The 12653-nt window shown below is 45.9% G+C and carries 26 protein-coding genes; 14 read left to right on the forward strand and 12 right to left on the reverse strand.

What is annotated here, in order from left to right; genetic code table 11:
• The 10 genes from L5M29_RS17390 to L5M29_RS17435 form a co-directional block, all read right to left on the reverse strand.
• Positions 1-354: a hypothetical protein gene (locus L5M29_RS17390; protein ID WP_259213804.1), complete on the reverse strand. Its 354-nt coding sequence runs from the start codon at positions 352-354 to the stop codon at positions 1-3.
• Positions 341-559, reverse strand: coding sequence for a helix-turn-helix domain-containing protein (locus L5M29_RS17395; RefSeq protein WP_263169096.1), 219 nt, complete (start codon positions 557-559; stop codon positions 341-343). Before L5M29_RS17395 ends, L5M29_RS17390 begins: the two co-directional genes overlap by 14 nt.
• 55 nt (positions 560-614) lie before the next feature.
• Entirely contained in the window at positions 615-1877 is a 1263-nt protein-coding gene (locus tag L5M29_RS17400) for a tyrosine-type recombinase/integrase (protein ID WP_263169099.1), read from the reverse strand.
• 2 nt (positions 1878-1879) lie between these two features.
• Positions 1880-2104 (reverse strand): hypothetical protein, encoded by a 225-nt coding sequence (locus tag L5M29_RS17405; protein ID WP_263169102.1) that lies wholly within the window; start codon positions 2102-2104, stop codon positions 1880-1882.
• A gap of 2 nt (positions 2105-2106) precedes the next feature.
• Positions 2107-2841 (reverse strand): ATP-binding protein, encoded by a 735-nt coding sequence (locus tag L5M29_RS17410; protein ID WP_263169106.1) that lies wholly within the window; start codon positions 2839-2841, stop codon positions 2107-2109.
• Positions 2842-2843: 2 nt separating this feature from the next.
• Complete coding sequence (locus L5M29_RS17415; protein ID WP_263169108.1) at positions 2844-3620, reverse strand: helix-turn-helix domain-containing protein; 777 nt, start codon at positions 3618-3620, stop codon at positions 2844-2846.
• Positions 3621-3742: 122 nt separating this feature from the next.
• Positions 3743-4069: a hypothetical protein gene (locus tag L5M29_RS17420; RefSeq protein WP_263169111.1), complete on the reverse strand. Its 327-nt coding sequence runs from the start codon at positions 4067-4069 to the stop codon at positions 3743-3745.
• Complete coding sequence (locus tag L5M29_RS17425) at positions 4066-4263, reverse strand: hypothetical protein (protein ID WP_259213817.1); 198 nt, start codon at positions 4261-4263, stop codon at positions 4066-4068. The genes L5M29_RS17420 and L5M29_RS17425 overlap by 4 nt, the downstream gene beginning before the upstream one ends.
• Complete coding sequence (locus L5M29_RS17430; protein ID WP_263169115.1) at positions 4263-4907, reverse strand: hypothetical protein; 645 nt, start codon at positions 4905-4907, stop codon at positions 4263-4265. Before L5M29_RS17430 ends, L5M29_RS17425 begins: the two co-directional genes overlap by 1 nt.
• A gap of 37 nt (positions 4908-4944) precedes the next feature.
• Positions 4945-5139: a Cro/CI family transcriptional regulator gene (locus tag L5M29_RS17435; RefSeq protein ID WP_259544833.1), complete on the reverse strand. Its 195-nt coding sequence runs from the start codon at positions 5137-5139 to the stop codon at positions 4945-4947.
• Positions 5140-5219: 80 nt separating this feature from the next.
• Between L5M29_RS17435 and L5M29_RS17440 the strand changes: the two genes are divergently transcribed.
• Positions 5220-5918 carry a helix-turn-helix transcriptional regulator gene (locus L5M29_RS17440; protein WP_263169119.1) on the forward strand — a complete coding sequence of 233 codons (699 nt, stop codon included), beginning with the start codon at positions 5220-5222 and terminating at the stop codon, positions 5916-5918.
• Between the two features lie 49 nt (positions 5919-5967).
• On the opposite strand, the gene L5M29_RS17445 is transcribed toward L5M29_RS17440, so the two are convergent.
• Positions 5968-6288 carry a zinc ribbon domain-containing protein gene (locus L5M29_RS17445; protein WP_263169121.1) on the reverse strand — a complete coding sequence of 107 codons (321 nt, stop codon included), beginning with the start codon at positions 6286-6288 and terminating at the stop codon, positions 5968-5970.
• Positions 6289-6306: 18 nt separating this feature from the next.
• Positions 6307-6726, reverse strand: a complete 420-nt coding sequence (locus tag L5M29_RS17450; RefSeq protein ID WP_263169122.1) for a hypothetical protein — start codon at positions 6724-6726, stop codon at positions 6307-6309.
• A gap of 172 nt (positions 6727-6898) precedes the next feature.
• On the opposite strand from L5M29_RS17450, the gene L5M29_RS17455 reads away from it, so the two are divergent.
• From L5M29_RS17455 to L5M29_RS17515, 13 genes are all read left to right on the forward strand, one after another.
• Entirely contained in the window at positions 6899-7240 is a 342-nt protein-coding gene (locus L5M29_RS17455) for a hypothetical protein (RefSeq protein ID WP_263169126.1), read from the forward strand.
• Positions 7241-7411, forward strand: coding sequence for a hypothetical protein (locus L5M29_RS17460; protein WP_263169129.1), 171 nt, complete (start codon positions 7241-7243; stop codon positions 7409-7411). It begins immediately after the preceding gene.
• Complete coding sequence (locus L5M29_RS17465) at positions 7408-7659, forward strand: pyocin activator PrtN family protein (protein WP_263169130.1); 252 nt, start codon at positions 7408-7410, stop codon at positions 7657-7659. Before L5M29_RS17460 ends, L5M29_RS17465 begins: the two co-directional genes overlap by 4 nt.
• Positions 7660-7686: 27 nt before the next feature.
• On the forward strand, positions 7687-8034 hold the full coding sequence (locus L5M29_RS17470; RefSeq protein WP_263169133.1) for a hypothetical protein: 348 nt from the start codon (positions 7687-7689) through the stop codon (positions 8032-8034).
• Positions 8035-8076: 42 nt separating this feature from the next.
• A complete protein-coding gene (locus L5M29_RS17475) occupies positions 8077-8601 on the forward strand; it encodes a hypothetical protein (RefSeq protein WP_263169134.1) in 525 nt (174 codons plus the stop codon).
• Positions 8598-9164, forward strand: coding sequence for an ead/Ea22-like family protein (locus L5M29_RS17480; protein ID WP_263169137.1), 567 nt, complete (start codon positions 8598-8600; stop codon positions 9162-9164). The genes L5M29_RS17475 and L5M29_RS17480 overlap by 4 nt, the downstream gene beginning before the upstream one ends.
• On the forward strand, positions 9161-9580 hold the full coding sequence (locus tag L5M29_RS17485) for a hypothetical protein (protein ID WP_263169140.1): 420 nt from the start codon (positions 9161-9163) through the stop codon (positions 9578-9580). The genes L5M29_RS17480 and L5M29_RS17485 overlap by 4 nt, the downstream gene beginning before the upstream one ends.
• The gene (locus tag L5M29_RS17490; RefSeq protein ID WP_263169142.1) at positions 9577-10215 is read left to right on the forward strand and encodes an S-adenosylmethionine-binding domain-containing protein; all 639 of its coding nucleotides are present in this window, start codon (positions 9577-9579) and stop codon (positions 10213-10215) included. Before L5M29_RS17485 ends, L5M29_RS17490 begins: the two co-directional genes overlap by 4 nt.
• A complete protein-coding gene (locus L5M29_RS17495) occupies positions 10212-10448 on the forward strand; it encodes a hypothetical protein (RefSeq protein WP_168823769.1) in 237 nt (78 codons plus the stop codon). Before L5M29_RS17490 ends, L5M29_RS17495 begins: the two co-directional genes overlap by 4 nt.
• Positions 10441-11238, forward strand: a complete 798-nt coding sequence (locus L5M29_RS17500) for an HNH endonuclease signature motif containing protein (protein WP_263169144.1) — start codon at positions 10441-10443, stop codon at positions 11236-11238. The genes L5M29_RS17495 and L5M29_RS17500 overlap by 8 nt, the downstream gene beginning before the upstream one ends.
• On the forward strand, positions 11231-11440 hold the full coding sequence (locus tag L5M29_RS17505) for a hypothetical protein (RefSeq protein ID WP_263169145.1): 210 nt from the start codon (positions 11231-11233) through the stop codon (positions 11438-11440). Before L5M29_RS17500 ends, L5M29_RS17505 begins: the two co-directional genes overlap by 8 nt.
• A 336-nt stretch (positions 11441-11776) precedes the next feature.
• Entirely contained in the window at positions 11777-12178 is a 402-nt protein-coding gene (locus L5M29_RS17510; protein WP_263169147.1) for a hypothetical protein, read from the forward strand.
• A complete protein-coding gene (locus L5M29_RS17515; RefSeq protein WP_259574237.1) occupies positions 12178-12450 on the forward strand; it encodes a hypothetical protein in 273 nt (90 codons plus the stop codon). The genes L5M29_RS17510 and L5M29_RS17515 overlap by 1 nt, the downstream gene beginning before the upstream one ends.
• Positions 12451-12653: the final 203 nt, after the last annotated feature.

A 12653-nucleotide genomic window follows, 5' to 3' on the forward strand; every position in this document is an offset into this window, starting at 1 on the left:
TCACTTTGCTAATTGGATTTCTGCTCGTCTAAGCCAGTAGATATAAGACTTCTTGCTGTCGAACCCCATCAATGCCCACTGACCTTTGCACACGTAACAGGTGCGGATTGCGCGCTTGCAGTCACTGGATAACACATTGATGATTAAGTCAAACTGTGCCACATGCTTGGGTACATCAGGCTCATGAACAACTGAGCAGCCATACACTTGGACCTCACCGAACTTATCGCACGCACTACGAGTGGCGAAGCCCTTACCGAGTTCTTGGAACGCCCAATAACGCCCCCAGGCATTGAGCCCAGCACGAAGGGCTTTCATGTTAATAACCTGCTCTTGCGCATCACATAACCGCATTAGCCACCTCCGTGATCTGGTCTATCGATAAATGAAATACATCATCCACAATTGAGCGAAGGTGGTTATAAGGCACGTTACTCTTGCCATTCTCCCAACGCTGATACGTTCGGCGGCTTATCCCGTAAAACTCAGCCACCTCATCCTGAGAAAGCCCCTTAATCGCCCTACCTGTTTTTAGAATTTGTGAAGCTGGATGACTCATAAAACCACCTTAATTTGTGCCATTGCATACTCTTCTGAGGCTGATGCAACGATCATCACAGCCACCCACTCACACCAAGGGTTTTAACACTCCCAACATCCACAGGCGATCTAGGGATTATCTCGGGCGCAACCTCACTAAAACCGAGCGAAATTAAATGCGCGTGATACGCATCAAGCGCACTCAACATGCCCTTATCCAACGTCGAATGAACATAGGTACGCAAAAGCACAGGCAGGGCATGATTAAGCAACCGCTCACCGACCATAGTATCCACGCCCATATCCTGAATAATCGTGCGGCAAAGCTTGCGCAAATCATGCGAGGTAAACTCTTTAAACCGAATCGTCTCACTCCAATAATGCGCAGTGCGCTGGCTAATAGCGCCAACATCACCCGCAAACAAAAACGCCCGCTTACCCACATTTTTAAGCTGCCACTGAAAATAATGCTGAATAAGTGCCTTAGCCGTAGGCGTTAACGGTAGCCGGTGCTCTTGGCGGTTCTTGGCGTTCGCCGCAGGAATAAACCAATACTCACCCGCAAAATGCTCCCATCTTGCCAAACGGGTTTCACCAATGCGGGTACCGAACATCAGCATCAGCATAAACAGCATCGCAACAGGCATCAGCGCATCACGCAAAGCGATAAACAACGGGCCTAAGTCAGACTCCATCAAGCGCGTATCAGGCTTAGGTGATATGGTTAAACTCATAGTCACTCGATACCCCATCAACGGATTAAGCAATAACAACCTAAAATCAGCAGCCAAACTCAAGGCCCGCTTAAGCACATTCACACACAAACGAATGTAATGCGGCGCATAACCCTCATTCAGCATCACCTTCACCAACGCACTATCAACCAGCAAAAACGACAACTCAGCCAAGGCCAGATCACCCAATTTAGGCAGCAGCTGCTTACTCATAATCGACTTACAGTTATCGCGCCAGCTCTGGCTTAAGGTCGTATTACCCTCCAAATGATTGCGATACCAAACCAGCAAATCAGTCACAGTCGCAAACTTACCACGCAACACATCAGCGCCCGCACTGCGCTTAGCCAACATCACGGGTAAATCCGCTAAAAACGTCTTAATGCACATGCTCGGCCACACGCCTTGCTTCTTCCAAACCGTTTTATCGCCCTCATTGATCACCAAATGCACGCTAGCCTTAGACCTATCCGCCGTTGCCCGTAAACGCAGCTCAGGAAACTGTGGATCACGAAAATCCCGCGTCAAACCGCCACGTAACCAACGGCGCAGCGATGCCTCGTTCAACTTACCCACCTCAACCCCGCTCGCTGGCTTAACCATAATCACGCCTCCAACCGATATTCAAACGTATGCCTAGTGCCATCACGCAGCCGCTTACAGCGCTTATCCAGCGGCATATCCCTAAAACGCGCACTTAACGCAGTTTCGCTATCAAACTTACCAAAGCGGGTTAAACACTCCTGCTGGATTTCAAACAAGGTCCAATAACGATTACCCGTGATGATCTTCTGCAACCGTTGCAACTGAGTTAATGGTTTATTTGACATAATTAAGCCCCCTTGCCGCGAAAACTCGGCCAATCAAACTTAACGGCCACAGTAGCCGCATCAAGCAGACGCTCATAAGCCCGCTCACCCAACACCTTTTGCAACTCAGCAGTATCCAGATTAGTGATAAACCCTGTCGATTTAAGGCCGTATAAGCGCTTATCGATGATCCGCGTTAACCACAGCATTTCGTCAACACTGCCGCGCTGTAATCCAATCTCATCGATGATCAACAACTCAGGTCGCATAAATTCAGCAATCAAACGTTCCTCACTCAGCGAACGGTCGTTATAGCTCTCACGTACCCGAGCAAATAAATCCATCACACTCAACAACACAACAGAGTGATGCCTTGCCATCAACGCATTGGCGATCGCCGCAGCCAAATGGTTTTTCCCCGTGCCAGGCGTACCGATAAACAAAAAACCCTTACCCACCGCCGACAACTCAACAAACTTCTCCACAAACCGCTTAGCAACATCAAGCGCCTTACGCTGATCAGCACGTTCAACCTTATAATTTTCAAAGGAACAACTTAAAAAATGTGCATTTAAGCCACTCTTGCCAAACAAAGCGTTATTCAAACGACTGCGATGCTCATTCGACTTGATCACCTCATCACGGCGTTGTAACTCGCGGATTTTTTGACGATGAACCTCAGGCGGATCAGGCTGAATATGCTTAGGTGCCCCTAATCTTTTTAATAACTTACTCACTTCGCTGCTCATATCCATCATCGTCACAGCTCCGTATTAAAAAAGTCGCCAATCGAATCAAAACGTCCGCCAGTCTCACTGTGCACCGCAATACCCAAATGCGCACAGGCAGCCTTAGGCAACGGTGTTAGCCAATGGCGTTCGCGGATAAACTTGGTAATCCCCAACACAAACTGGCCGTTAGCACTGAAACCCCAACTCGGTTCAACAGCCGCAGCGTTCTTCAGCCACTCAACCGCCAAAACACAATCTTGGTCAGTCAGCTTTTCAGACTTCCACGCTTTCCACGCAGCAGCATCAGAACCGCCTTTGCGGTGGGCTGGATATGCTTTGAAAAACGCATTGAAAACCGACTTAGCACTCGTTGTAGGACAAGAGTCTTTTAAAGATTCAGTGACTGGTTCTAATGACTGGTTACGGATCCCGTTTTCGGGATCATTCAAAGTCCCGTTTTTGGGATCATTCAAAGTCCCGTTTTCGGGAATATTACCGTTTTTGGGAATGTTCCCGTTTTTGGGTTCGTTTAAAATGAAGGTTTCTAAGTTGAGTTTTAACACTCGTACTCGTTGAGTAGGGCCTCTTTTTTTACCCGTATCTTGCACTAAACCTATCTCTATTAATTTCAAAATACCTGACTGAACGGTTTTCTTATCTAATGAAGTATCTTGAGTTAAACGTGCAATACTTGGGTAGCAAAGGTGGTATTCATCTGCTCTATCAGCCATCGATAACAGCAGTATTTTTAAACTTGCTGGTTTAATTAACTGGTCCCATGCCCAGTCGGTAGCTTTTCTACTCATGCGCAACACTCCAATGCAAGCAAAACGCGCACGTAATTGACTAAAAACCCATGTATACGTAACATGATCATGCCTCTCTGGTATTAAGCCCGCATCCGGTCGCCAAACTTTAGCGGGCTTTCTTAAACTTCAACCTTCGAACTATCAAACCGATAACCCGCAGCGAACATACGCGCAGCAACACCCTCAGCACTCGTAGTCGGTGCCGAACGAATCACATTAGCCATCAATGCAATCTCTTGATTACGCTCGATGCGTTCAAACTCAGCATCTTCTTCAGGTGTATGAGGAATATCAGCGCACTTATCAGTTAACTGATTTAACGCATCCCAATTAGGGAACTTTGGTTTAGCACCTACATCAGGAATAGCGGCTTTATCACTCGCGCACTTATCAGTTAACTGATTTAATTTAACCTCTACGGAAATAACAGGATCAAAGGCTTTCATCGTTTAGCTCTCCGCTGTTCACGTTCAAAATCATCACGGCAATCGGCATCACAAAACACCACGCCATCAACCGGAGCCTCACACCAATGGCACACGCCAGTAACGGCTCTAGGCGCAGGCAAATCACGCTTAGCCAATGCAATATTCAAATGCAAATCGGCCAACTTGTTTGCATCATCAACGTTATCCGACATCAGCCCACCTGCTCGCTTTTGCGCAACTCAATAGAAGACGACTTATCAGCACAACCAGAACGCGCCAAAAACGGATGAGCCAACTCAAGCGCAGCAATGCTGCCATTAGTCGTCGCGGCAGACTCTTTAAGCTCGCGATGTGCCTTCAGCAAATCCTCACGTTTTGGAGCATCAGCCAAATGGATTACCGCAATTTGTGCCTCGGAGTTTTCTTTTGTCAGCTGCGCCGCCATATCAGCCACATGCAACACATGCCCATCAGTTACCTGATCAGCAATCACAGTCACACCAGCACAGCCAAACACATCATTCAAATACTGCACCCGTAAATGCTCAGGCAGTGCCGCCACGAGTGCTTGCTCAACATGAAACAAGCGATCAGCCTGTGGATGCTGCCCCTCATACTGACCTAGCCAACGGAACAGCTTTTGTGCATTCACTCGTGCATCATTGTGAACATCGTGAGTGCGAGCAAAACTAATCCCCTCAGTGGCTAACACATCATTCAAGCCAAGGCGATCAACCGCAGCCACAAAATCCATCGCCAACGCAAACCGATTCATTTTCGGCAGCTCTAACACGCGATGAATAGACTTCATTAATAGATTCAAACGACTAACACAGACATGTGAATTGGTTTTCATGCGACTTACCCTCTGTTTGCTAATCTAAGCCTAAGCACTAGGCCGCTTGGATGGGATGAGTCAACTGCAACGCAGTCGCCTTTAGTTGACCATCCGTTAAACGCTCAATTTGAAAAGCGCGAAGCTCAGGAACGTCATCACCCCACTGGGAAACTGAGGCAGGATTAATCCCAAGCGCTTTGGCTAATTTCGATTTCCCCTTGAAGTGGGCAACAGCGTCATTCGTTTTCATTTTAAGGAATCCTTAAATTTAAGTTTTCCTAAGTATGAATACCAATAAAACCTAAGTCAAATTGATTTAAGATTACTTATATGAAAACACTCGGCGATCGCTCAAAAGAGCAAAGAAAACTCATCGGACTCACTCAACTCCAACTTAGTAAAAAAGTAGGAGTATCGAGCGTTACCATTTCGCAATGGGAATCTGGTGATACCTCACCTAAAGGCCAAAACCTTTATAAGTTGGCTGAAGCACTCCAATGCTCACCTGACTGGTTGATGTTTGGTGAAGAAAAACCAAAAAAACCTGAGTCAAATGCTGAATGGGCGGGTGGATTTGAAACATGGGACAGTAGTACCCCCTTAGGTGATGATGAAGTGGAGATACCCTTTTACATGGAGGTAGAACTTGCCGCAGGTGCAGGAATAGCAGAAGCGGGGGAATACTATGGTCCAAAGCTACGCTTTGCCAAATCAACCCTAAAACACCAAGGCGTTAACGCCACTCATGCCGCCTGCGTAAAAGTGGCAGGCAACAGCATGGAACCCGTATTACCCCACGGTTCAACCGTTGGAGTAGACACCTCTAAAGTTGATATTATTGACGGCAAAATGTACGCCATTAACCACGACGGCATGTTGCGCGTAAAAATGCTTTATAAGTTACCAGGTGGCGGATTGCGCCTACGCAGCTACAACACAGAAGAATGGCCAGACGAACATCTGGACACTGAAAAGCAAAAACACATCAAGATCATCGGTAAAGTGTTTTGGTATTCGGTATTAATCTAATCATTGTTGATCTGTAGCAAGATAATCATGCTACAGATCAACATGTACATCATTTATGATGCCACCATATCCTAAATCGATTAACAACATACCACAAAAAACCAACTATCATAAATAACCCAGGCCATACTGATGGCTTATAATCAGGGTCACTTACCCCAGACATACTCATGAAAAAACCAGTTAAAAACAACAAAATTGAGGCTAATTGCTGTATCTTAAACTTCTTACTTGTTTCTTGAATCGTACGTATATTTGAACCAGCCGAAATACTTTCTTTTGCGCCTAAAATAGGGGCTCCACATTTTGGGCATGACTCAGCTTTATCTGAAACCTCACGATTACATTCACTACAATTTATTAATGCCATTTAATTTCCCTTTGTTATTTAATCCTGCCAATTCACAACTTTACCATCACGAACATACGCATAACGCTGTCCATACATACCATCCCTAAAAACCCATTGTTCAGGACCGTAAGCTGAACGATTTATATCTTTAGGGCTTCCCCAACTTTGTTCTAGCGCCTCAACGCTCATACCAACTTCAACCTTGCCAGCCTTGATCAATGTATTTTCCCAATCACTGAATTTACTCTCGTCATACTTATGCTGGTCATACTCCACTTCTGGTTGCGAGTTTTCTTGAGCAACAACCACAGTTTGCTGTGCTCCCTCTTGGCATGGTTCGTCCTGAAAAATTAGCTTTCCGCCAATTTCACACTTAAAAACAGCACCAAAAACATATTGAGCCGGCATTACGTATAATAGAATTGCTATGGCTAAAAAACCTTTAAAAAAGACCATAAACCCTCCTTAGTTCAACATCTTAATTTATATCACCCCTTGCTGTAAAAATCACCAAATCAAAAATAACCAAAAATATTTTAAGTTTTCCTAAGTTTTAACTTGACCTAGAACTTAAGCTTTCCTAAATTATGTTTAAGAAAACTTAAACCCACTACCTAGGAACACGGAAATGATTCTATCAAAAGTTCAAACATCAACTAAGCAACGCACCGAGTTTCGTCTACTTGTTGCTATTCGCTTTGCTTGCCTCATGGCAATCGCCAAGGGCCACACCAACCCAATGGATTGCCAACGAGTGCAAGCGCGCTGCGCAGAGTTAACTAAGCACTTTGCTTACAACCACCCTAGCCCAGCCTTTCACAGCCAGTTCATCGGCAACGCTGGCGAACTCGGCCCCAGCTTTTGCTTGCGCTTCACCGAACCCAAGCAAGGCCTGTACGGCTCAGTGATGGTTTGGAGCAATGAAACTGCCCCAACCAACGTGCACCAACTCAGTTTGAGCAGAGCATAAATGAACGCGGCCATGGAACATTGCGACAAGCAAATCGCTGAATGTGAACTGTTGATCATCATATACCCGCAAGAAACCGCAACTTTCGAGCGACTGATCAAAGGCTGGCAGCGCACTCAACAACAACTGCAACAGCGAGCCCTAAAGCAAGCTGCGGAGCAAATAGCATGAACACCGCATTACTACTCATGGCCCAGTTCAACAAAGTGATCGTGCCACTGGAAGAAATCAGCAAAGAGTTTTTTGCCCTTGAGCCACGCACAGCATCGAACTACGCCAAAGCAGGCCGCTTGCCCGTACCAGCCTTTCGCGGCGGCGAAGGCAATAAAGCCCCGTGGTTAGTCAACGTCAACGACCTAGCCGCCTACCTCGACAAACAGCGCGACGCAGCAGCAAAAGACCAGATCCGCGCAGCCTAAGCAGCGAACAAAAATAGGGAGTTAACCATGTTCTTCGTATACGGCGTGTCCATGACCATAGCTAAAAAAGAAGCGGCTAAAAAGTGCAGCCTATACGAAGGCGCACACCCGAACCGCCGCGAACTCAGCCAAGCGGAATACCAAGCCAAGCTAAATGAAATGGCAAAGGCCAAGTTTGAAACCATGAAGCCACAAAAGCTGTCGCATTCGCTCTCAACGCCTTCGCTCTGCGCGCAATACATTGAGTTAGCAAAAAAACAGGACCAATGCCGCGACCTGCACGTTCGTTACCGCAAGGCCACTGGCAAGGTTAACCCCAAGACCAAGAAAGAAATTATCTCTTGGCAAGTCTACAACGGCGAAATAGCAGCGTAACGCAACCATAAGTGCAGTGAAAACAGAGCAGAGAGAATCGATATGAGTTACTACAAAATTACCAACGCAACCGCAGTGCAAGCATTCAAAGCCTTTGATGCAGCTAAAGCAAACTTGATTGAGCAAGCGACTAAATTAGCCGACCACTTCGGTGGCAAACCTATTTTTAGCAATCGCGTTGAATGCATTTCGTGTGCTGGCATTAACTTTCACAACTTCAACCAGCTTGAAAATAATCACTTATGGTTCAAGCCGAAAGCTGCTAATTGCTTTGCTTCATCCCCCAAATACGGCAAGCCGAAAGCCGCGGATCGTGAAGCGTTAGAAGCTATCACAGCTAAATACAATGCCATGATGCCTGAAAAAGTTTCACGCATACCTTTACTAGAAGCGATTGGTACAAATTGGGGTGACTGCTTATTCGCCCCGCTTTCGCTGTTCCTGCACGATGATGTTATTTACCTCGATACCCGCCTTAGTCTTATCGATGCGACCGAGATATTTGGCAGCGAATATGAAGCCGTAAAAAGTGCTTATCAAGCCGCAAAAGTTGAGGTGAAAGCATGAGCCAACGTATCGAAGTCCCCGCATTCCTGCTTGAAATGTCACAGCAAATGCACTCGCAAGATAATCGATGTACAGCCGATCCAATTTGGCAGGTTCGTTGCAAAAGATTCAGACCGACAGATAGAAATTATTCAGATAGATTTCATGTTGTTGATCGTGAAAATGATTTCTCTTTAGTTGCTGACAGTTTTTTAGGTGACATAAATGAGCAAATAGTAAATTACTTGGATTGTGATGAGGATGATCTACCAGTTTGCTTGGAAAGCTGGGTTGATAATCGCTGCGCTGGAATTTCTAGCGGTCAGGGAAAGATTGATTATTTTATTGAAAACTTTGATTCAGACTATGACGATCTGGAAGGAATTGAAACTGTTTGGGTTGAAGAGTATGAGGACATTGTTAAGTCTTGCTTGACAGAATCCGACGCTGATTGGTTCATCAATCGCAAACAGCACGACTATCCAAAGCTTTACACCTACGTCGAATCAATGGTGTTTTGCCCTCAAATGATTGAGCTACGCAACTGGATCATGTCACTGACTAAGCCAGAGGTGGCAGCATGACTAAAGCCGCCACTCGCGAAATGCTCTACTTACTCGCGGGCAGTGAGTCAGAGCACAAGCTCGACTTACTGCTATCGCTAACGCGCATTGTATCCGAGCCCACTATTGCCGCCATAAAGCTGCACTACACCACAGGCTTGGATCCAGAACGCTGCGCCGCTCGCCACTTTATCGAGCTATCAAACCTGATGCGCGCCCAAACCACGCTTAACAACACTATGGGCGTTGTTGAAGCCATCAAAGAAATCGACTGGGAAAAGCATCTAGCCAAGTTAGCCGCGGCAAATGCGCGGATCGTTGAACTCGAGCAGTTGGTGAGCATGGCAGCAAGCTATCTGCATGCAATAGGAATGAATGAACTACTTGAGCAGCAACTTAGCGCTGCTATCAATGATTCAAAGGAGCATGCGGCATGAGCAAAAAATATCAAGTGATTTACGCAGATCCACCATGGGCATTTAGCAACCAGAACACGGGCGGCTCGATGAAATCCAGCGCCCAAGCCAAGTACACAGTCACCAGCACCGAGGACTTAAAGCGCCTCGATGTGGGCAGCATTGCCGACGACAACTGTGTACTGGTGATGTGGTACGTGGGAGCCATGCCGCAGGATGCCATTGATCTGGTTAAAAGCTGGGGATTCACCCTTAAAAACATGAATGGCTTTGTGTGGAACAAGCTAACAGTGAACAACAATCCATTCTTTGGTATGGGCTTTTGGTCCCGTGCAGGCAGTGAATCGGCAATCATCGCAGTAAAAGGAAAACCAACACCCGCATGCCGCAGCGTTCGCGCAGTGGGTAATTTTGATCCAGAAAGCCTTGATGAAGTGCTCGCACACCTTTGCTACGTAGGCGCATATCAAAACATTCGCCACAGCCAAAAGCCCGATGAATTTCGTGATAAATGCGTTGAGCTAATGGGTGATGTTCCTCGCCTTGAAATGTTCGCCAGGACAAAAACTAAAGGCTGGGATGTGTTTGGTAACGAGGTAAAAGGCTCAATCGAAATCCCGCTTAAGCAAGAAGATATTGCAGGTGAAGCAGCATGAAAAACAAACTTATCGACCTAAATAATCACCTATTTGCACAGCTTGAGCGACTGTCTGACGAAAGCTTAAAAGGTGAAGCGCTGCAAGATGAAATCCATCGTTCCAAGTCAGTCACTCAAATTTCGACACAAATTGTGGCTAACGCACGTTTAGCACTCGATGCGCAAATAGCAGCAAATGACATGGGCGTAGGTAGAAAACTCCCTGAAATGTTGGAGGCTAAGAATGGCTAGATTCTTCTTCACTGTTGCCATGCTTGATTTTTTGCGTGCAACGTATCCTGAAAAGTCACTTGCTGAAACCACAGCACTGTTCAATTGTGCCTTTGGTTACACCAAGACGCTATCGCAGATTAAAGCCGCATGTTCGAACCACGGTATCACCTGTGGACGCAAACAAGGTGAAATAACGAAAGGCAAATTACGCAGTTTTACCGACGAACAATATGAGTGGGTAAAGCTGCAATATAAACGCCTCACCATCGAGCAAATTACCACGGCATTTAACCATACCTTTGGTACTGAAAAAACGATTAATCAGATCCGTGCTTTCACCCGCAACCATAAAATGAAATCGGGACGTACTGGCCGATTTAATCCTGGTTGTAAAACGTGGAATGCTGGGATGAAAGGTTGGCAAGCTGGCGGAAATTCTGCAGCAACCCAGTTTAAAAAAGGCGATATGCCACTGAACCACAAACCTGTTGGATCAGAGCGTATCGATAATAAAGACGGCTTTGTGATGGTAAAAGTATCTGAACCTAGAACATGGCGACTAAAACACATTATCGAGTGGGAAAAACGCCACGGTAAAGTGCCCGAAAGCCATAAAATTTGGTTCATCGATAACGACCGCACCAACTGTGACATTAGCAATTTAATGCTTGTCACCACCGCAGAGCATGCCGTTGTCAACAAGATGGGTTTAGGCCGCGCTCATGCCGACGCTAAAGAAACGGTTTTGCTATTAGCGCGTATAAAAATGGCGTCCACTAAACGGCTTAAAGGTGACCATCATGTCTAAGCTGCAGGGATACCTAAATACCAGCGCTGATGATGCAAAAATCTCACTTCAATATTTACTCAAGCGCGATCCACAAGAAGCCCTTTCAATGGCAAATCAAATAATTGCCGCCACAGCCTCACTCAGTAATAAAAAAACGCTGCACAAAACGGCTGTCACTATCAAAAAGAAAGCTGAAAAAGCCATTAAGGGATCAGCATGAATTTAACCGACTGGACACCTCCTAATTGCCCTCAATGTAAAGCTGATTCGATGCGTCACATCTGCTTTTTACACGTAATAAGCGGGGCGGCTTTCAAAAAGAACGGCTGGTATTGCGACATCTGCAAGTCTGGCCCATTTCAACTAGGTAACGTAACCGAGGCAGACGCGGCCATTTTTGCGAAACAACTGAACGCACCAAGGAGGCAGCATGAAGCAATCAAAAATCATCCGTGACGCCTTGCGGAAATGGTACAAGGCACCCAAAGAAACCTCAGGAAGCTGTCAACATTTCCTGAAAAAAATTAGCAGAAGATTTAGCAAAGGAAGGTAAGTGATGACAACTAAACGCAGAGTTGAAGGTCTTGGTGTGTACGTTCCTGCCACCGAGCTCGTCGATGTTAAGCAAAAACTGGGTACCGAGATTCAGCAATTAAAGGACCAAGTAAACGCGATGAAAGTTGATCTTGGTATTGCAGCTAAAACAGCCGCCACGCTTAATGCAGTGACAACAGAATTACATCCAATGTCCACTGCGCCTAGATCAGACATGATTATGCTTGATGCCGGATTCGGATTTTTAACAACAGGACACTGGAACGAAACTGAACAATGCTGGGTTTACGCGGCAATTAACTGCAATGACGGCGAAGGTCACGATATGTACTTTGAAAATGAGTACGAAAAAAATCCAGTTGGGTGGCTTCACATTCCTAGAATAGATAAGGGGGGAGAGTGATGGGCGTACTGAAAAGCCTCATCAAGATTCTTTTCTTCTTTGCGCTATTTATCGGCTTAGTAGTATTGCTAGCCAAGTGTGAGCATGACAGCTCGCCAATTGTAAATGGCAAACACGTTGGCGCGCGGTATGAGTGTCACGATGGCGTGCTCTATGTCATTTCAGGAAGTGGCATTGGTCGCAGTATCGCACCATCTTTTAACGCTGATACCGGGAAAATAGTCAAGTGCAGCGATGGTAGAACCTATAAAGCCGCTAAGGGTGGTGAGTGATGGGCAACCTAAGTAAGTCGTGTCATCAATGCAAGCAACTTGAATGGGTTGAAGGTGAAACTGATAGCAATACAGGGTGGTCATGCGACAAAAGGTAATCGGCAATTTTTAACAGTTCTGCTGATTGGCCTTTAATAGAATCGAGCTTTTTATCAAAGCTTAGCGATGAAAAGTACAGGAATAGATATAAAAGATGTTTTGAA

It is taken from the genome of Shewanella sp. SM95, assembly GCF_025653595.1.
GTDB lineage: Bacteria > Pseudomonadota > Gammaproteobacteria > Enterobacterales > Shewanellaceae > Shewanella > Shewanella oncorhynchi.